Source organism: Amycolatopsis sp. CFH S0740, assembly GCF_004522315.1.
Taxonomy (GTDB): Bacteria; Actinomycetota; Actinomycetes; order Mycobacteriales; family Pseudonocardiaceae; genus Amycolatopsis; species Amycolatopsis nivea.
Genome location: NZ_SDLS01000012.1, coordinates 87681 through 107111 on the forward strand (window position 1 = coordinate 87681; position 19431 = coordinate 107111).

Here is a 19431-nt window from a genome sequence, read left to right on the forward strand (position 1 = left end):
AGTATAAGCATGCTTACGTTAAAGGAGCATGCTTACTCTTCGCCGCGCTCCATCTCGCGCAGCTCGCCTTCGACGACGAGGGCGGCCTGACGCAGCTGACGGTCGGCGGCGACGATCTCGTCCCGGCCGAGAAGCGACCCCAGGGTGTCGCTGATCCGGAGCACCTCGGAGTCCATCTCCTCAAGCGCGGCAAGCCCGGCCTTGGTGACTTCGAGCGACAGGGCACGCTCGCTTTCCGGGTGCGCGCCGCGGGCGACGAATCCGCGCTTCTCCATCTGGGTCACGATCCGCGTCATCGTCTGCGGGCGGGCATAGCACCGCCGGGACAGCTGAGCCAGCGTCAGATGCGGCCGGTTGGCCAGGATCCGCAGCGCGGTGTAGCTCGACAGCGTCATGTTCCACGGCCGCAGCCGTGCGTTGCCGATCCGCGAGACCGCGCGCTCGAACCGGAACACGGCGTCGATCAAGGAGGACGCCTCGTCCATGCCGGTCTCCGCGCGCGCGGGCGAGCGGCCGTCGTCGAACGGATCTACGTAAGGCAAGGGATCGGTCACCCCCGCAGCGTAGAGCGCCGGGCGCGGATGCGCGTCAGCATGCTTGCATTCGTATCCGCACGCTTATATGGTCTAAGCATGCTTACATCATCCCGATTCCGCTCCGCCTTGGGGAATTTCCCCAGCGGCGTCGTGGCGATCACCGGGCGGGACGCGGACGGGCGGCCGGCGGGCCTGGCGGTTTCGTCGTTCACGTCGGTCTCGCTCGATCCGCCGCTGGTGGCGTTCCTGCCCGGCAAGACGTCCTCGACGTTCCCGGCGCTCGCCCGGCGCGGCACGTTCTGCGCCAACGTCCTCGCCGCCGGGCAGGAGGACGTCTGCCGTGCGCTCGCGGTCTCCGGCGGGGACAAGTTCGCCGGCGTCGACTGGCGTCCCGGGCCGCACGGCGATCCCGTGCTCGACGGGGCCGTCGCCTGGATCGCCTGCACGATCGAGGCCGTGCACGACGCCGGCGACCACCACCTCGTCCTCGGCCGCGTCGACGACCTGGCCGCCGACACCACGGCGGAGCCGCTGCTGTTCTTCCGCAGCCAGTACCACCACCTCGCGGCCTGAGCCGCGCCCCCGCGCCAGCCCCGACCTCAACGGAGAGGCACGTCATGACCACACCGGCAGAAGCAAGACGCACGACGCTCGCGGCCTCGATCGGCAACACCGTGGAGACCTACGACTACGCCGTCTACGGGTTCCTCTCCGCCGTGCTGGCGAAGGTGTTCTTCCCGGCCGCGAGCACCGGCGCGGGCCTGCTGTCGTCGTTCGCGGTGTTCGGCTCGGCATTCCTGGCGCGTCCCGCGGGGGCCTTGGTGTTCGGCCCGATCGCGGACCGGCACGGCCGCCGTCCCGCGCTCGTGGCATCGCTGCTGCTGATGGCCGGCGGCAGCACACTGATCGGCCTGCTGCCGGCGACCGGGACGATCGGCGTCGCCGCGCCGATCCTGCTGGTGCTGTTGCGATTCGCGCAAGGGCTGGCCGGCGGCGGCGAGTTCACCACCGCGATCATCTACGTCGCCGAGTTCGCCCCGCCGCACCGGCGCGGTGCGCTGTCGAGCCGCGTGCAGGTCGGCAGTCTGGCCGGGTTCCTGCTGGGCGCGGTCGTCGTGCTGTCGCTGAGCGCCGCGCTGACTCCGGCGCAAATGCTCGGGTGGGGCTGGCGGGTGCCGTTCCTGCTGGCATTTCCCATCGGCGGGATCGGCCTCTATCTGCGCAGCCGGTTCGGCGAGACGCCCGAGTTCCTCGACGCCCGCGCCCGGCCGTCCGCATCGGACCGATCGGCGGACCGGCAATGGTCCTCGGTGCTCCTGCTCGTCGGCGTGTCGGTGCTGCACATCGTCGGCATCTACATGGTCTACACCTACGTGCAGAGCTACCTCATCCAGCTGCGGCTGTCCCCCGTCACGGCCACCGCGGTGATCGCGCTCGCGCTGCTCGCCGGGATTTTCCTCGTGCTCGCGGGCGGCCGTGCCGCGGACCGGCGAGGCCGGCCGAAAGTGCTGCTGGCGTCCTCGCTCACGGTGCTCGTCGTGAGCTACCCGCTGTTCGCCGCGCTGGCCAGCGCCCCTCCCCTGTGGCTGATCGTCGTGTGCACGGTGGCGCTGTCGGCCGGTCCGGCGTTCTACTCTGGCGTCGCGCCGATCACCTACGTCCAGCTCGTTCCCGTGCGGCGGCGCGGCAGCCTCGTCGGCATCTCCTACAACGTGACTGTCGGCATCCTCGGCGGTTCGGCGGTGTTCATCTGCCAGGCGCTGGTCGAGCTGACCGGCGACCGCCGCTCCCCCGCGTACCTGCTGCTGGCCGCGGCCGCCGCCAGCGCGCTCGCCGCGTTCGCGCTCACCCGCCGCGCGGCCCGCACCCCCGCGGCTTCCCCGTCCGCCCTTCCCCTGACCGCGGAGTCCGGCTCATGACCACCTTGCCCCTGCCCGACGCCCACCACCTCGTCCTGGCCGCCATGACCCAGGCCGGGCACACCCCGGACGAGGCCGCCGTCATCGCCGAACACCTGCTCGACTGCGAACTGCGCGGGCTGACGTTCGGCGGCCTCGCCCGCGCACTGTCCATTGTGGAGCGCATCCGTGCCGTAGCCGAGGCTCCGCGGCCGATCCGGGTCCTCGCGGAGACCCCGGTGTCGGCCACCCTCGACGGCGGCGACCAGGTGGGCTACCTCGTCGGCATGCGGGCGCTGGACCTGGCGGCGGAAAAGGCCCGCGCGCACGGAATGGCCGTCGTCGGCGCCCGCAACACCTGGTACACCGGCATGTTTTCCTATTACCTGGAGAAGGCCGCCGCGGCCGGGCTCGCCGGGATGATCGCCGGCAGCGGGCCCGCCGTCGTCGCCCCGCAGGGCGGCACCGAGGGCAGGTTCGGCACCAACCCGATCGCCTTCGGATTCCCCGCTTCGCCGACGCCGGTCATCTGGGACATCGGCACCTCGGCAGTGATGTACGGCGACGTAGTACTGAAAGGGCGGCTCGGCGAGCAGCTCGAAGAGGGCCAGGCGTTCGACGCTGCCGGGGCGCCCACCCTCGACCCGGCAGCGGCGCTGCGCGGCGCGTTCGGCGTATGGGGCGGGCACAAGGGTTCCGGGCTGGCCATGGTGGTGCAACTGCTCGGCATGATGAGCGGCGCGGCCGCGGCCCCGCCGGGCATCTCCGACTGCGGGTTCTTCGTGCTGCTGGTCGATCCGGCCACGCTCACCGACGCGGACGACTACCGCCGCCGCGTCAGCGAGTACGCCGCGTCGATCCGGGCGACCCGGCCCGTGGAAGGCGGCCCCGCCGTCCGCGTGCCGTTCGACCGGTCCGCCGCCTGTCGCGAAGAAGCGTTGCGGCGCGGCACGATCGACGTTCCGGACGCGGTGGTCGCGGCCCTGCGGAAGGCTGCGAATGAGTGACCGCGCGGACGACTTCCGGATCGGCCCGTCGCCGTCGGGACGGCTGCTGTGCGGCGGCTGCGCCCCCGACGACCGGTGCCGCCTCGGCATCGAGGTCGCGCACGCCGGGGAAGCCGCGACGACGTTCGACGTCGTCTGCCCTCGGCACTGGTGCGGCGGTCCCGAGGTCGCCCACGGCGGCTGGACCGCGGCGGTGTTCGACGACGTGCTGAACACAGTCGCCCTGCGCCGCGAAGCCCGGCTGGTCACGAAATCGCTCCATATCTCCTACCACCGCCCGGTTCCGGTCGAACGGCCGCTGACGGTGACGGCGCGGATCGACAGTCACGCGGGCCGTCGCTGGGACGTCTCCGCGCAGATGACCCTCGCCGGCGGAACCGTCGCATTGGCTGCCGCCAGCGCGGAACTCCGCACCCGGCGGCCTGATCACTTCGCCAGGCATCAGGCCTGGCTGGCACACGATTAAGGAGGACCTGATGGTCGAATTCTTCACCGGGCTGCAGCCCCTCGAAGCGGGCGAAACCAGCCCGGACGCCCTGCTCGCGCGAGTCCGGGAGCTGGACCGTTCAGAGGTGATCGACCGCGTTCTGGTCGGGTATTCCTCGACCTGGCCGCACAACCACGCGACCGCGCCGTTCGCCCTCGCGCTCACCGAGAAGTTCTCGCCGATCGTCGCGCACCGCCCGGGCGTCATGCCGCCGGCGGCCGCCGCGCGCTACTTCGCCACGCTCGACGTGCTCGCCCGCGGGAGGCTCGCGATCAACGTGGTCGTCGGCGGGTCCGACAAGGACCTGCGCCGCGAATCCGACGACCTGCCCAAGGCCGAGCGCTACCGGCGCGCGGTCGAATACCTCGACGTCGTCCGGCGCACCTGGACCTCGCCCGAACAGTTCGATCACCACGGCGAGTACTACACGGCCGAGGCGGTGAAGATCCTGACCAAGCCGGTGCAGGGACAGGTGCCGATCTTCATGGGCGGCGAAAGCGACGACGCGGTCGACTTCGGCGCCCGCCACGCCGACCTGTACATGCTGTGGGGCGAGCCGTTCGCGGGCACGAAGGAACGCATCGACCGCGTCCGCGAGGCCGCCGAACGGTACGGCCGGAAGATGCGGTTCTCCTTGAGCCTGCGCCTGTTCGTCGGCGACACCGACGACGACGCGTGGGCCCAAGCTCGCGCGGCGGAACGGCAGATCGCCGAAGCCTCCGGGAAGTTCCTGCGCTCGTCGTCCACTGACACCTCGGTCGGCAGGCAGCGGGCGCTCGCGCTGACCGACGAGGAACTGCACGACGACTGCTTCTGGACCGGGCTGACCAAGCTGCTGGGCGGTTTCGCCAACTCGCAGGCGCTGGTCGGCACCGAGGAGCGGGTCCTGAACACGTTGGGCGCCTATCGTGATCTCGGGGTCGACGCGTTCCTCGTGACCACCGGCGCCGAAGCGGCCTGGGACCCGGCCCTGGAGGGATTCCTCGCCCGGGCGAAGAAGGAGCTGGCATGACGCGTTCGGTCCCCCGATCCGAAGACCTCGCGGCGGAGACCGTCAGCGGGCTGATCGCCGCGCGGGCACGGCAGCACCCGGGCAAACCCGCGCTCGTGGTCGACGGAGCCGAGCTGACCTACGGCGAGCTGGACCTGGCGGTGTCCGAGGTCGCGCGCGGTCTGCTCGCCACCGGCGCCGCGCCGGGCGACTCGGTCGGCATTCTCCTGCCCAACCGTGCCGAATACCTGCTCGCCTGGTTCGGAGCCGCCCGCGCCGGGCTCGTCGAGGTCCCGGTCAACACCGCCTACAAAGGACAGTTCCTCGACCACGCGCTGCGCAGCACCGGCGTCCGGATCCTGGTCACCGAGCCCGCGCTGCTCGGCCTCGTCGCCGACCTCCCGGAACTGCCGGATGCCCTGACCACCGTCGTCGTGCTCGACGACGCCGCGCCCGGCCGCACGCCGCCGGGAGTGCGGGTGCTGGGCTGGCCTGAATTGCTCGCCTCCGGCGACCCCGCCCGCGAGCTTCCCGAGGTCGGCCCGGCCGACCCGGTCGCGGTCATGCTCACCTCCGGCACCACCGGGCGCAGCAAGGGTGTCGTGTACCCGAACCGCATGCAGGTTGTCGCTGCCAAGGAATGCGCGCAGCAGATGGGCACGACCGCCGACGAGCGGCTGTACACCTGCCTGCCGCTGTTCCACGGCGCGGCCCAGGTCAACATCACCCTGCACGGGCTGTTCGCCGGCGCCACCGTGGTGCTCGGCCGGCGGTTCTCCGCGAGCCGGTTCTGGGACGAGATCCGGGCCGGCGGAGCAACCCAGTTCAACGCGCTGGGCTCGATCCTGCCGGTGCTGCTGGCCCAGCCCCCGTCCGAACTCGACCGCGACCACCGGGTCGGGCGAGTGTTCGCCGCGCCCGCTCCGCGCCAGGTGCTGGAGCCGTTCGAAGAACGGTTCGGAATCCACGTCGTGGAAGGCTACGGGCTCACCGAAATCAAGAATGTCCTCTACAACCCGTTGGCCGCGCGCAAGATCGGCTCGATCGGCGTGCCCACGGAGTCGTCGATCCTCGAAGTCCACGACGAGTCCGGGAACCGCGCGGCGCCCGGGCAGGCCGGGGAGATCGTGTACCGGCCGCGCGAGGCGAACATCATGTTCTCCGGCTACCGCGGCGAACCCGAGGCCACCCTCGCGACGATGAAAGACCTCTGGTGGCACACCGGCGACCTCGGCTACACCGACGAGGACGGGTACTTCTACTTCATCGACCGCAAGAAGGACGCCCTGCGCCGGCGCGGCGAGAACATCTCCTCGCACGAGGTCGAATCGGTCCTGCTCGCCTACCCCGGCGTCGTCGCGGCGGCGGCAGTCGCCACGCCGTCGGAGCTGGGCGAGGACGAGGTCCTCGCCGTGCTGCAGCTGGAATCCGGGCGGAAGCCGGACTTCGCGGAGCTGTTCGCGCACTGCGACCGGGCCCTGCCGCACTTCATGGTCCCCCGCTACTACCGCGTGCTCGACCAGCTGCCCGTCACCCCGACCGGCAAGGTCCGCAAGACCGACCTGCGCGGCCAAGGCCGGGGCGAAGCGTGGGACGCGCAGGCCGCCGGACTCGCCCCGACCCGCCATGTCTGAGCGGAAGGCGGTGCGCATCCGCGAAATCGCGCCACGCCTGACGTTCCAGGACCACATCGCGCCGACCGAGGTCAAGGTCGAGCTTGTGCGACGGCTCGTCGACGCCGGGGTCCGCGCGTTCGAGCTGTCCTCGTTCGTGCGGCCCGACCTGATCAAGGGACTCGCCGACGCCGAGGAAGTTTTCGCGGCCGTGCGCCGCACCCCAGGTCTGCACCTCGGCTGTTGCGTCGGCAACGTCCGAGGCCTGGCCCGCGCGATCGACGCGGGCGCGGACAGCGCGTCGTTCCTTCTCTCGGCAGACGAAGACTTCGCCCGCGCCAACATCGGACGCTCCACAAAGGACTCTCTGGCCGAACTCGAACGCATGGCCGCCTACGCCGCCGATCACCGCGTCCAGCTCGGCACCTACGTGATCTTCGCCTGGGGCGGCCCGACCGGGCCCGCCCGCGGCGCCGGCGAACTGGAACCGCTGGCCCGTCGGCTCCTCGACCTCGGCGTGGACCGGTGGATCCTCGCCGACTCGTCCGGTTACGCGGCCCCGCCGCAGATCCGCGGCCTCGTCACCGCCGCGCTCGCGCACATCCCGGCGGACAACCTCACCGTGCAGATCCACGACGCCCGCGGCATGGGCCTGGCCGCCCTGCTGCCCCTGCTCGACCTCGGCGTCCGGAACCTCGACACCGCGCTCGCCGGCAGCGGCGGGCACCCGGCCATGCCTGGTGCCCAGGGCGGCGGGATCTGCACCGAAGACGCCGTCCAGCTGCTCGAATTGTCCGATGTGGACACCGGAATCGACCTGCCGCGCCTGATCGCCGCCGCGAACTGGCTCGCCGACGAACTCGGCGTGCCCGGCAAGGGTTTCGTCCGGCGCACCGGACCGGTGCCGGACTCCCCCGGGCAGCCGCTCGCCTTCCGCTGGTGAACCGGGATCTTCTCCCGGCACCGATCATCGCAACCGGTCAAGGAGGACCAGTGCCGAACATTGTCGTCGCCGGAGCGGGCCTGACGGGGCTCGCCGCCGCGATCTCCGCCCGCGAAACCGGAGCGGACGTCGTCTTGCTGGAAAAGGGCAGCCGTGCCGACGTCGGCGGGAACGCCGCGTTTTCCGGCGGGCTGTTCCTCTTCTGCTACGACGGCCCGGACGACCTCACCTCGATCACCCGGGACTTCGAACCCGGCATGCACGCCGAGGAAATCGTCGCGCCGCCCTACACTCGCGAGGCCTACGCAGCCGAGCTGACGGCGATGAGCGACGGCCAGGCCGACCCGAAACTGGTGACAGCGCTCGCGGAACGCTCGCTGGACACCGTGCGGTGGCTGTCCGCGAAAGGAGTGCGCTTCACCTTCAACCGGACAGTCGGCGCGCGCGTGCGGGACGGCGCGCTGCACATCCCGCCCGGGCAGATCCTGACCAGCACCGGCGAGGGGATGTCGCGCGGGTTCGAGGTGATCAAGCCGCTGCTGCGGTACGCCGAGCAGATCGGCGTCGAACTGCGCTGGTCCACCCCGCTCGTCGAGGTCGTCCGCGAAGGCGAGCGGGTCACCGGCGCGCGGACCGCCGACGGCGTGCTTCCGGCGGACGCGGTGGTGATCGCCAGCGGCGGATTCCAGGCCAGTCGCGAGTTGCGGCTCCGGCATCTGGGCCCGCGCTGGGAGAACGTGAAACTGCGCGGCACCCGCCAGGCGACCGGCGAGGGGATCGCGGCGGCGTTGCGGGCCGGGGCCGGTCCGGCCGGGACGTGGTCGAGCTGCCACTCCGCCGCCGTGGACCCGACCATGCCCGCGCCGGAGCGCAGCGAGGCGTCGCCGCCGTTCCCGCTGCACGGGTTCTGGCTCGGGGTGCTCGTCAACCGGGACGGCGAGCGGTTCGCCGACGAGGGACCCGGCCCGTGGGTGAAGAACTATTCGAAGATGGGCAAGGCGATCATGGGCCAGCCCGGCCGCGAAGCGTACGAGATCTTCGACCAGCACACCGCGGCGCGCGTAGCGGACGAGTTCGCCGGGGCCGCGGTCCCGGTGACCGCGCCGACTCTGCCCGCGCTCGCCGAGCGCATCGGCGTGCCGGCAGGGGCGCTGGTCCGGACGGTAGCGGAATTCAACCGCGCCTGCCGGGAAGACGGGAGCACGGACGGCATCGCGCCGGCCAAATCGCACTGGGCCGTTCCGCTGGACCGGCCGCCGTTCGTCGCCTACCACGCGGTGGCCGGGCTGACGTTCACGTTCGGCGGCGTGCGAATCGACCCCGACGGACGCGCTTTGGCTTCCGACGGCGCGCCCGTGCCCGGGCTGTACGCGGCGGGCGAGGCCACCGGCGGCCTGTTCTACGGCGACTACCCCGGCGGCGCCGCACTGATGCGGGCGGCGGTGTTCGGCCGTTCGGCAGGCCGCACCGCCGTGACCGAGGCTCTTCAGCGCGGCTGAAGAGCCCGCAGCAGGCCGGACGCGGACGGCGTCCGGTCGAGCCGATCGACGCACGCGAGGATCGCCTCGCTGCCAGCCCGGCCGTAAACCCGGTCCGCGGCCGCATGAAACCGCCGGACGATCTCGGCGGCGGTCATCGAAGGGAAGGTGTCCTGCTCGGCGACGAGCACCCGTCCGTCGTCGAGCAGGACACGCACCCAGGACCCGTTGCGGGCCGGAAATCGCGCCGTCAGCCCGGGGTCCGCGACCAGCCGGGAGCGGGCAGCGAGCCGGTTCGCCTGGGGATCGGCCGGGTTTCGCCAGTTCCGGTCGAGAATTCCGCCGGACGCCAGCACCGACGCCACGCTGAACTGCACGCTCAGCTGCGCGGCCACGACATCGGAGATCGGCCCGCTGTTGTCGCAGCCGGGATACCGGACCGCCTGCTCGGCGAGCCCGATGCGGACGGATTCGACGCGGGCCGGATCGGGACGGTGCCGCCGCCCGATCTCCTCGGCGAGCTGGCAGGGCCCCTGCACGTAGATGCAGGCCGGCGCGGGCTTGTGCACGATGTCGCGGATCGCGAAGCCAGGTCCCCCGGCGAGCCGGTGCGCCCGGTCCCGGGCGCCGAAAGCGGCGAGCAGTCCCGCCTCGCCGTCTACCGCCCCGCCGGACGCGGTCAACCCGGCGGCCGCCAGCAAAGCCGACTCGACGCCGGTCCGCGCGGCCGTCGCCGAATGCAGCACATGCTCCTGCGTGGCGGCCCGCGCCCAGTGGTTGAGGCCGCACGCCGCGTTGGCCGCCATGCCGAGCGCCGCCCGCGTCGCGGCCTCGTCGAGCGCGAGCAGGTGGGCGCACGCGGCGGCAGCCGCGACGGGGCCGAGCACACCGGTGGGCCGGAACGTCGCGGCCACTTCGGACGTGATCATCGCCGAGCCGAGGCGGCACATCACCTCGTAACCGACCACCGCAGCGGACAGCACACGCCCGCCGGACACCTCGTGCTGCCCGGCCAAGGCCAGCAGCGCGGGGAACACCACCATGCCGGGATGCGACGAACTCTCGACGTGCGTGTCCGTCCGGCCGGTCGCCGCCGCGGGCACGCTGGTGAGGTACGCCGCCGTCGGGGCGGGCGCGCCGGCCGCGGCACGGAGGACGAGCGCGGCGCCAGCTCGCGGATTTCCCAGTGCGCGCAAGGCAATGCGGCTCTCGTCCGAAGGCACCAGAGCCGCGGACAGGAAGTCCGTCAGACACAGCTTGGCTTTGTCGAGGACGTCCGCCGGCACCAGTGCTGTGGTGGTTCCCACGCAGAAATCCGCCAGTTCTCCCGCAAGGTCGTCGCCCATGGTTGGTAGTATAAGCATGCTTACGCTTGATACGCATGCTTATGGAGGTTCCGCGATGTTCTACGAACTGACCCATCTCGCGCTGAAGCTCTACACGGTGCCCCGAGCACTGCCCGCCCTCGAGGATTACGCCACGAACGCGGCGGCGCGCGGCAAGCTGCTCGGCTGCTGGGAGACCGAACACGGAGAGATCGTCGGCCGCGTGCTGCTGCTCCGGGAATTCGAGGACGCGGGCGCACTCGCCGAGGAACGCCGACGAATCCTCGCCAGCGCCAATCCGTTCGGGGTCGGCGAGCACCTGGATTCGTTCACCGTCAGCAGCTACGCGCCGTTCCCGTTCCTCCCGCCCGTGCAGACCGGGCGCTTCGGCGATGTCTACGAATTCCGCACCTACGAACTCAAAGTCGGCGGCCTGCCGCCGACCATGGCCGGCTGGGAGGCCGCGCTCCCCGAACGCACCAAGCTTTTTCCGCTCACCACAGCGATGTACGGACTGGACGGAACCCCGCGCATCACGCACATCTGGCCCTTCCCCAGCCTCGACGGACGCCTCGCCATCCGCCGCGAGTCCTACGAGCGGGAAATCTGGCCGCCGAAGAACGGTCCGGAGAACATCGCCCGGGCGACTTCGAGCATCGCCATCCCGACAGCTTTCTCACCGCTGCACTGAACGGTCGGCGCGCCGTTCGTCTTCTCGAGTGCTTCGGGGCGGCCCGCTGAGCCTCGACGTCCATCAGCACCAGGAACACGCCGTCTGCCTGATCGAACGGAATTGCTCGTCGCCGGTGCACTTCTCGTGGTCGCCTATCTCTCGGAAGGGCCGCGAGTTCCCGAGAAAGAAGGAGAAGGCATTGCTGGGCATGACCCGGGAAGAGTCGCTGAGCGCACGCGGCCCCAGCTCGACGTGCGACGTGGAGACCAGCGTCGGCGACGACGTGGCGACTGTCCGCTGGAACGCTGAATGGAGCCCCCCGGATGCGTTCGAACCGGCAGTGCGGCGTGGTGCGGTGCAAGTCGCCGCGCCCGCGGATCAGCACTGCCGCGCGAGCCTCTTCAGCCCGAACTCCGCAGAGAGCGGGACGCCTCCCGCGGCAGTCCGGGAGGACACGTTCTGGGCGAGAACGCGACCGATGACCTTCAGGTCCGCAGGGCGATGGAGAATCGCCTGAACCCGAGCCGGATTCCTGGACGAGCCAGGCCTCTCGCCGCACGGCCGTATCGAAGAGGACCTGCTCGGCCCGCCGACAAGCGTTTGGCGCCAAGGACCAGGTCATCCACACCACGCGTTCGGCGTTCCTCGCCGAGGTGCTGACGGCGGTCAAGGACACGGCATTCCCGTTGCTCGCCGCCGGCATCGAGGCTGCTGGGCGATTGCCAACGACTCGGTGGCCGCTGCGGGAATGTGCAGCCGGTTCTGCACCTCCGCCCGGCGGCCCACGCCGGTGGCACCGGCTCTCGCGCGGGCACTGCCCGGCTTGATCGTGCACTAGGTGCGATCGAGGTCGCGGGGGCGCAAGGCGACCGCGCCGGGACGCAGTTTCTTCGTGGAGCCCGCGGATCAGAGGGCGTCCAACTCGGAGTCGTCGCCGGTGCTGGCGACGACGTCGTTGAGCTAGCTGATCCGGTCGCCGGGAAGCGCCCGCCAGGTGCTGGCATTGCGGCGCGGTTTGGTGACGCGGGCTGCCGGGTTGTCGCGCTCGTCGACATGACTGTCGTTGACGAGGTGTTTGTAGAGACAACGCATAGCGGCAACGAAGTTCTCGGCAGCGTTGCGGCCGCCGCGGGAGTTGCGACGCACGACCGCGGCAGCTCGGGCTTGTTCGGCTTCTGCTTTGAGTTCGGTGGCGGCGATGGTATCCATCCGCCGGTCGCCCCGGCTTTGTTCCAGTAGGACCCGTAAGAGCGGGCAGTGCTGGGCGAGACGAGCTTGGTCACGACCGGGATCCATTGGCCGATCGTGGGCATCGGCCGCAGGTCCGGGACACGAGTGTCGGCAGGCTCCTGACCGAGTAATCCGGCGGGGTCGACGCCGAGACAGTTGAGCAGCAGGCGTGCGGTGGCGAGGTCGTCGTTGGTCGCGGTCACGAGGCAGCCTCCTCAGCGTCGGCGAGGGAGGCATGGAAAGCACACAGCTGGATTGCACGGCGGCTTCGGGATGGACGACCAGCACGTCCTGAGACGGGTCGGCGACCAACAGCAGCAGACTGCCGACGACGGTTCGGCAAGCGCGCCGCACCGCGGTAGGGAGGCCCACATAAGGCTTGCGAGGCATCACAAGGCTCCGTCAGAACGTCGGCGGATCACCGCTGAGGTCTTGACCAGCGTGATCAGCAGCCGGTCGCCCGGCCTCCACCCCAGTGTCGCGACTGCCCCGAGGTCTTGCAGCCGGCCGCCCGCGTCGATGACCGCGATGGACAACCGCGGCCCGCCAGGGGCGGCGAGGTCACGCAGAACTGTGAGGCTCATCGGAGGCACGGGCAAGGGACGCTCGACACTCACCTGGCCGACGATCCGACCCGGAGCGGCCAGTGAGGGGATGCGGCTCATGCCCCACCTCCCCAGCTCGCACTGCCAGGGGAGGGCGCGTCCGTGACCAGCATATCCACAGCGAGCTGGAGCCGAACGCGAGAAAGACCCGCCGTAGCGGGCCTGTTACTCTGGGGTTTGGGAAATCTCCCATGTATCTGTGTCCGAGGGGGGAATCGAACACATTTTCGCGGCATCCATGCGCAGGATGCGTATTCATGCGAAGGACCATAGCTGGGCCTGACAATGAAGCGCCAGCGCGCACGGCAGTTGTTCGCCTCTCAGGGCAGTTCGTGAACAGCATCCGCACGAGCACACGCCGTCGCGAGCGGCCCGCGTTCAGCCGGACGAGCACCACCAACACGCCAGCATAGTGTCGATTCGCGGGACCGACACGCGGATGGCCACGTCCCTCCTCAGTAGTTCTCCCTGACGTACTCGTAGGTCTTGTTGAACAGATCGCCCGTTACAGGGAGTCCGAAATCCTTCAATGCTGCGCGAAGTTCCTTGCGAACCTTCTTATCCCCGGCATCGCTCTCGGTCCATCCGGTGTAGGCGACCTCCAGGACAATTGAGTCGATTCTGAAGACAATGTCCGGCACGATCTTGTGGAGGCCCGGCGGCGTGTTCTCCTCTACGATCTGCGTGAGCGCACCGCGCTTCGGGTCGACGAGTGGCTCCAACTCATCAAGACGACCTTCCTCGGCTGCCCGGTCAGCCGCGACGACGTCCTGAGCGATCTGCAGCGCCTGCTCCAGGAATGCGAGCGACTCCTCGACGCTGGTGATGGCTTTCTGACGCAACTTCTCGATGCGTGCAGCGAGGCTCTGGTAGACCGGACTGTCCGACTCGTCGAGTCGGCGCTTCAGTCGACTCTCGATGCTGTCCAGGACTTCCTGGTAGACGTCGCCCGGTTTCGTGTTCGGCGACTCGGTCTCCGGGATCTTCAACTGCTCGGCGATTCTTTTGATCAGCTCGAGGCCTGCCGCGTCGAGCATGACGTTCTTCGTCCGGTTCACTCGTACGGTCACGTTGCTCATGTGACCGTGGACGAGATCCTGCGTCTTGGCGCCGAGCCGCTCCCACAGGAAGGCCTTGGACACGTCCTTGGGCCGGATCGACTCGTACACCTTCGCCAGCCAGTAGTAGGTGCCTTTGAACGGGGCGAGCATCGCGTTCGGATCGAGGAACTCCCACACCGTCTGGATCGAAACGAACCCCTCGACGAACGCGTCACGCTGCGGGGTGCCGTCCTTTATCCGTTCATGCGCCTCCGCCAGAGAGGCGAAGCCCGAGTCCGTCCTGTCGATGCCCGCGAACATCGCGTCGAGTTTGGTCAGATCACCCATGAACTTGGCGACCAACTGCGAGACATCGACGATGTGGAGCTCGTCCGCTTCCCCGGTCTTGGGCTGTGGGCCGACCAGCGATTCACCGATCGCCTTGGCCAGGCCGATGTAGTCGACGACGCGGCCGTAGTCCTTCCGCTGCCCGGTGACAGGGTTCTTCCACGGACGGTTGGGCCGCGTGATCGTCTGGAACAGGTTTGCGGCCTTCAGCGGCTTGTCGAGGTACAGCACTCCCTCGATGGGCGCGTTGAAACCGGTCATCCACTTCGCGGTCACGACGACGAAGCACAGCGGGTCCTCGACCCTTTTAAAGCGCCGCTTCAGTGCCTCCTCCTGCTCGTCGGTGAGCAGATGCTGCTTCAACTCGGCGGGAGTGTTCTTGGAGTCGACGACGTGCATCACGACGCCGACCTCGCGTTGCCGTTTGTCGGGCATCAGGGCGGCCGCGCCGCGACCCTTCAACTCCGCCTCAATGGCCTTTGCGTAGGCTACGACGAGCCGCTGGTTGTAGGCGACGATCTGTGCCTTCTGGCCGAGTGGCGCAACGTACTTCAGATAGTGCTCGACGATGTCGGTACAGACGGCCGCGATCCGCTCCGGGTTGGAGAGGACGGTCTCGGCGTGGGAAGCCTTACCGGACAGGTAGACCTTCTCGTCCTCGGCCAAGTCCTCCTGCTCGGCTAGCTCCTCGAATGCCTCGTCCAGGTCCTCTTTGTTCAGCTCGAAACCCACGGAGCGTCCCTCGACGATCACCGGCTTGGTGAATCCATCGATGATGGAGTGCTCCATCGTGTAACGGCTCATGACGAGGTCGGGGTCGTCCGGGTCTCCAAACAACTTGAAGGTAGAGCGGTCTTTGTCCTTGATCGCTGTACCGGTCGCGCCGAAGAACTTCGCGTTCGGCACCGCCGCCCGCCAGGCCCTGCCGAACTTGCCTTCCTGAGTGCGGTGGGCCTCGTCTACCAGCACGATGATGTTCGAGCGGTCGTTGAGGTGACCGGCCTCCGCGAACTTATGGACGGTCGTGATGACGACACCGGGCTCGTCGCGCTTCAGAATCTTCCAGAGTTCCCGCTTGTTCGCCGGCACAGACATACGCGGCATCCCCGCTGTCTCGAACATCTCGGCCGTCTGCCGAACGAGATCCTTGCGGTCGGCGATCACAATGACGGTCGGCGAGCCGACCTCCGGATCACGCAGGAGACGCGAGGCGGCAAAAGCCATCAGCTCAGTCTTCCCCGAACCCTGATGATGCCAAATCAGCCCTCCTGGGCGGCCATCGAGCACCTTCGCATGGATCGCGAGGGCGGCCTCGAACTGCGGGTACCGCGGCAGGAGCTTCACGTCTTGCTCGGAGGCGTCCCGCGCATGCCGGTACATCGCGAAGTCCTTCAGAATCGGAAATATCACCTGTGGTGTGAGCAGCAATCGAGCGGCGCGTTCGACGCGGGCGGGTCCGGTGAACTTCGGGTCGTCCGCCGTCGAGCCCCACCTCGCCCAGACCTCCGAGTCTGGGTCTGGGTAGCACCGGATGGGAGCCACGCGGAAGTCAATGCCTTCGGTGGCGACATTGAAGACGTTGGTGGCGAAGAACTGCGGGTACTCAGTCTCGTAGGTGCTGTAGATGTCCTTCGCCGCGTTCACCCACGACACCTGCTTCTTCACCGGGGTCTTCGTCTCAGCGACGACCAGAGGGAAGCCGTTGACGTAGTAGACGACGTCGAAGCGACGGGGCCTGACTGCACCGGTGATGGTGACCTCGTCGGCGACGGTCAGCCGATTGTTGCCGAAGTCACTGAAGTCGATGAGCCGCCGAGGCACGTGCTTGCCGTCGACGGTCACGAACGAATGATCGCCCCGCAGCATTACGGTGAGCCGCTCGTTGGCCGCCACGAGCCCGTTCTGGGCGTCGAGGATTGCCTGGTTGATCTCGAACAGGACCATGTCGGCCGACTCTGAATCCTCGGCGAGGTCCGGGTTCAGGGCGAGGAGTGCCTCGCGGACCCACGGCTCGATGACGACCTCGCGCTCGTCCCGAGGCAGGTCCGCGCCAGATACGTGTTCCCAACCGGCATCCTCTGCCCAGTCGAGCAGCGACGTCTGAATCGTGCTTGCCTCAGTGAAACCCATCTAAGCAGCCTTCTCTTCAAGGAACCGGTCAAGCATAATGTCGACTTCAATCTGACGCGACAACAGCGCACTTAGAATTCCAAGGCGAACGGAACGCAGGCTGCTGAGTTCGTTTTGCCCTGCCTCGACGGTGACCTCGATTGCGTCGAGCAGCTTGGTGGCCATCTCTTGTGCGGCCAGATCAGGGATCCTCGCTGGCATCGCAGCGGCTCTGGTGGAGCCGATGTGTTTGATGTTCGTGCCTGACGCCACTTCTCGATATAATCCCGACTCGTACGCCCATTTGCACCAGTGGTTCACAAACGATGGGATCGAAACCCCTGCAACTGCACGGTATCGAAGCAGCGTGTTCTGAAAGCACACAGGACCAGGAAGTTCATCGCGCCACATTGCGGCCATGCCTACCGCCTTTTCGCTGGCGCTCCCTTCCGAGACTAGGATATCCCCAGACTGAAGGCAAAATCGCTCGCGTTCGGATGGATCAAAATCCATCTGCAAAACGTCCGACAGGTTAAGTTTGCCGTTTCCAACATTGGCGGACCTGAGATAGTTGGTCATATGGGGGCCATTTGCACGTTTCGGTGAACGCTGCCGTCCCATAAGGATTGAAAAAGCTTCATCAGCTCGGATAGGCGCGATATCTGGGGACTCCATCACCGCAGCACGATGCGACCGCAGCACACGCCGAAGACTGTCCGTTTCCTTCTCGAGGATCTCGACTTGCTTGTCGACAGTATCTACTACGTGAACGATGCGTCGTTGCTGTTCGAGTGAGGGCAAAGCTATGCTAATCGTGAGGAAGTCTTTGGGCTTGACGCGCTCACGTCGGCCGCCCATCCCCGTTGACAGACTCTGCAACGTGCTCCAAAGACTCTTTGTGGTCGTTAGAATACGGAAGTAGTCTGGGAGCAGCGACGGCCCGCAGGTGAACGTCGGGAACTCCTGGGACGCGTAGACCTCGTGGAGGTCGGCGGGCGCGACGGTGATCGCGCCCTCAAAAGCCTTCAGTCGGCTATAGACGATCTGGCTCTGGCCGACCCTATTCAGGGTCTTGTATGCGGTCGCGGAACCCGCCATCGGCTCACGGTAGAGCAGGCCGCGGCCACGGTTCAGTACGCCAACGATGTCGTAGGTTTGTGCGGGATCAACTTCTACGGTGTTGACGTCGAGCGTCATGAGATCTCCGAGGGGCACCTCGTCCCACTTACTCACCGGGCACCTCGAACATGCTCAGGTCGATCCCGGCTGCTGATAACCTCTCGAACATCGCTACCTCGGCCTTCAACCGCTCCTGCCGAGCGTCGGCGTAGGCCACGAGAGCCGCGCCCAGGTCCGCCGTCTCCTCGGCTGCCACCTTGATGTATCGGCTGATATTGAGGTCGAAGCTGTGGCTCTTGATCTCGTCGAACGGCACCAACCGGACGTTCGCGCCGCCCTCACCGTCCGGGTCTTCGCCAGTCTCGTAAGCCTTGATGAGGATCTTGATGTCCTCGTCGGTCATCTGGTTCTGGTTCTTGCCCTTTAGGAAACGTGCCGAGCCGTCGACGAAAAGGACGTGGTTCTTCCGATCTTCGACCTTCTGGTCACGGAAGACGAGGATGCAGGCGGGGATGTTCGTCGAGTAGAAGAGGTTGGGTGGCAGTCCGATGACCGCGTCGAGCAGGTCCTTCTCGACCAGGCACTGCCGAATTCGAGCCTCGGCGCCGCTGCGGAACAGAACACCGTGCGGCATGACGACGCCAACGCGGCCGGAGCCTGGCTCCATCGACGAGATCATGTGTTGAATGAAGGCAAAGTCGCCATTCTTGGCAGGCGGGATACCGCAGAAGGCACGCGGGTCGGAGGGCCAGCGGTCGGCACCCCAGTCAGTCAGGGAGAACGGCGGATTGGCGATGACCACGTCGAACTGACGCAACGCGCCGTTCGCGTCCTTGAACGCCGGCGCGCGCAAGGTGTCGCCGCGCTTGATGTCGAAGTCCTCGATCTCGTGCAGGAAGAGATTCATACGAGCGATCGAGGCCGTCGTCAGATTGACCTCCTGACCGTAAACTCGGAGCGTCCGATGGTCCTTACCCTGGTCACGAACCTGGTTGATGGTCGCCACGAGCATGCCGCCCGAACCACAGGTCGGGTCGAGGACCGACTCACCCGGTTCCGGCTGCAGAACGCCGACGATCAGGTTGACTACCTCGCGTGGCGTGAAGAACTCGCCAGCTTTCTTGCCGGATTCGTCCGCGAAGTTCTTCAGCAGGTATTCGTAGCCCGCGCCGAGGAGGTCGTGACTTACTGTGGAGGGATCGAGGCAGATCTCGTTGAATGCCTTGATGAGGCCGAGGAGAGTCGCCTCCGGGATGCGTTCCTTGTTCCCCCAGGAGGCGTCGCCGAAGACGCCTGCAAGCGAGCGGGGGTTTGCCTTCTCGATGCGCTGGAAGGTTTTTGCGATCTCGGCACCCAGGTTCGCGACCTTCGCGGTCACCTCGCTCCAAAGAGTGCCTTCGGGCATCTCGAAGCGGTGGTAGTCAGCCTCAATCTCATCGTTGAGGCTGTCACCGTAGTCATCGAGCGCCTCGTCGTGCTCATAGACCCAGGTGTCGCTGATCCACTTCCAGAACAGCATTGGGAAGACGTAAGTCTTGAAGTCGGCAGGATCGACCGGTCCGCGAAGTGCGTTAGCGGCCTGCCAGAGGCGTGCCTCTAGGTCCTGCTGTGTCATGGTCACGAGAGGTGGATCCTTCTGCTCGGTGGTGTCTTCCATCCTGTCGGAGGAGACCGACAGTAGCCAACGGTCCACCTTATGCGCCTATCGCGTCGTTCTCGACCGACTGGCCGTGGGCCGTCCGAGCTGATGGGCAAGGCCCATCAGAGCAGCGCTCCGGTCTGGGCCAATCGAGTGGTCCGAGGGGTTACGGCTCACGAGTGGTCATCGCATCGATACGATGTGATGTCGTGTTCATTATCGATCTTGACCTGCCTTCTCCCGCCCCGACCAGGGGCAGTGAGTGAGTGGCGAACGAGCGCAACAGAAGGATGCGCTGCCGGTGGTCGATCTTGTTCGTGTCGGAGCGGGCGCGGGTCGTGCGGGCGGGTGGACGTGTCCGTCGTCTTTGGGGTGGAAGTCTCGGCCGCG

General features: G+C 67.7%; 16 protein-coding genes. 9 read left to right on the forward strand and 7 right to left on the reverse strand.

Annotation, left to right across the window (positions count from 1 at the left end; translation table 11 throughout):
- Positions 1-32 precede the first annotated feature (32 nt).
- Positions 33-554 (reverse strand): MarR family winged helix-turn-helix transcriptional regulator, encoded by a 522-nt coding sequence (locus EIZ45_RS21345; RefSeq protein WP_134666187.1) that lies wholly within the window; start codon positions 552-554, stop codon positions 33-35.
- 78 nt (positions 555-632) lie between these two features.
- Between EIZ45_RS21345 and EIZ45_RS21350 the strand changes: the two genes are divergently transcribed.
- The 8 genes from EIZ45_RS21350 to tcuA are packed head-to-tail and all read left to right on the forward strand — an operon-like array spanning position 633 to position 8974.
- The gene (locus EIZ45_RS21350; protein ID WP_037814412.1) at positions 633-1109 is read left to right on the forward strand and encodes a flavin reductase family protein; all 477 of its coding nucleotides are present in this window, start codon (positions 633-635) and stop codon (positions 1107-1109) included.
- A 44-nt stretch (positions 1110-1153) separates the two neighbouring features.
- Positions 1154-2455, forward strand: a complete 1302-nt coding sequence (locus EIZ45_RS21355; protein ID WP_134666185.1) for an MFS transporter — start codon at positions 1154-1156, stop codon at positions 2453-2455.
- A complete protein-coding gene (locus EIZ45_RS21360; protein WP_134666183.1) occupies positions 2452-3441 on the forward strand; it encodes an Ldh family oxidoreductase in 990 nt (329 codons plus the stop codon). The genes EIZ45_RS21355 and EIZ45_RS21360 overlap by 4 nt, the downstream gene beginning before the upstream one ends.
- A complete protein-coding gene (locus EIZ45_RS21365; RefSeq protein WP_134666182.1) occupies positions 3434-3907 on the forward strand; it encodes a PaaI family thioesterase in 474 nt (157 codons plus the stop codon). The genes EIZ45_RS21360 and EIZ45_RS21365 overlap by 8 nt, the downstream gene beginning before the upstream one ends.
- 10 nt (positions 3908-3917) lie before the next feature.
- Complete coding sequence (locus EIZ45_RS21370) at positions 3918-4940, forward strand: LLM class flavin-dependent oxidoreductase (RefSeq protein ID WP_134666180.1); 1023 nt, start codon at positions 3918-3920, stop codon at positions 4938-4940.
- Positions 4937-6553: an AMP-binding protein gene (locus EIZ45_RS21375; RefSeq protein WP_134666178.1), complete on the forward strand. Its 1617-nt coding sequence runs from the start codon at positions 4937-4939 to the stop codon at positions 6551-6553. Before EIZ45_RS21370 ends, EIZ45_RS21375 begins: the two co-directional genes overlap by 4 nt.
- Positions 6546-7475 carry a pyruvate carboxyltransferase gene (locus EIZ45_RS21380; RefSeq protein ID WP_167756511.1) on the forward strand — a complete coding sequence of 310 codons (930 nt, stop codon included), beginning with the start codon at positions 6546-6548 and terminating at the stop codon, positions 7473-7475. The genes EIZ45_RS21375 and EIZ45_RS21380 overlap by 8 nt, the downstream gene beginning before the upstream one ends.
- Before the next feature lie 50 nt (positions 7476-7525).
- A complete protein-coding gene (gene tcuA / locus EIZ45_RS21385) occupies positions 7526-8974 on the forward strand; it encodes an FAD-dependent tricarballylate dehydrogenase TcuA (RefSeq protein ID WP_134666176.1) in 1449 nt (482 codons plus the stop codon).
- On the opposite strand, the gene EIZ45_RS21390 is transcribed toward tcuA, so the two are convergent.
- The gene (locus EIZ45_RS21390) at positions 8962-10299 is read right to left on the reverse strand and encodes an MmgE/PrpD family protein (RefSeq protein WP_167756512.1); all 1338 of its coding nucleotides are present in this window, start codon (positions 10297-10299) and stop codon (positions 8962-8964) included. The genes tcuA and EIZ45_RS21390 overlap by 13 nt on opposite strands.
- A gap of 55 nt (positions 10300-10354) precedes the next feature.
- Here EIZ45_RS21390 and EIZ45_RS21395 point away from each other — a divergent pair, with 55 nt between their 5' ends.
- A complete protein-coding gene (locus EIZ45_RS21395; protein WP_037814422.1) occupies positions 10355-10969 on the forward strand; it encodes an NIPSNAP family protein in 615 nt (204 codons plus the stop codon).
- Positions 10970-11911: 942 nt separating this feature from the next.
- Here the strand turns inward: EIZ45_RS21395 and EIZ45_RS21400 are convergent.
- The 5 genes from EIZ45_RS21400 to EIZ45_RS21420 all read right to left on the reverse strand — a co-directional run bounded on the left by EIZ45_RS21400 (position 11912) and on the right by EIZ45_RS21420 (position 19059).
- Entirely contained in the window at positions 11912-12160 is a 249-nt protein-coding gene (locus tag EIZ45_RS21400) for a hypothetical protein (RefSeq protein ID WP_134666162.1), read from the reverse strand.
- A gap of 410 nt (positions 12161-12570) precedes the next feature.
- The gene (locus EIZ45_RS46870; protein ID WP_240690764.1) at positions 12571-12846 is read right to left on the reverse strand and encodes a hypothetical protein; all 276 of its coding nucleotides are present in this window, start codon (positions 12844-12846) and stop codon (positions 12571-12573) included.
- Positions 12847-13241: 395 nt separating this feature from the next.
- Positions 13242-16304, reverse strand: coding sequence for a type I restriction endonuclease subunit R (locus tag EIZ45_RS21410; protein WP_134666160.1), 3063 nt, complete (start codon positions 16302-16304; stop codon positions 13242-13244).
- Positions 16305-17516 carry a restriction endonuclease subunit S gene (locus EIZ45_RS21415; RefSeq protein ID WP_370318158.1) on the reverse strand — a complete coding sequence of 404 codons (1212 nt, stop codon included), beginning with the start codon at positions 17514-17516 and terminating at the stop codon, positions 16305-16307.
- A complete protein-coding gene (locus EIZ45_RS21420) occupies positions 17509-19059 on the reverse strand; it encodes a class I SAM-dependent DNA methyltransferase (RefSeq protein ID WP_205670093.1) in 1551 nt (516 codons plus the stop codon). The genes EIZ45_RS21415 and EIZ45_RS21420 overlap by 8 nt, the downstream gene beginning before the upstream one ends.
- Positions 19060-19431: the final 372 nt, after the last annotated feature.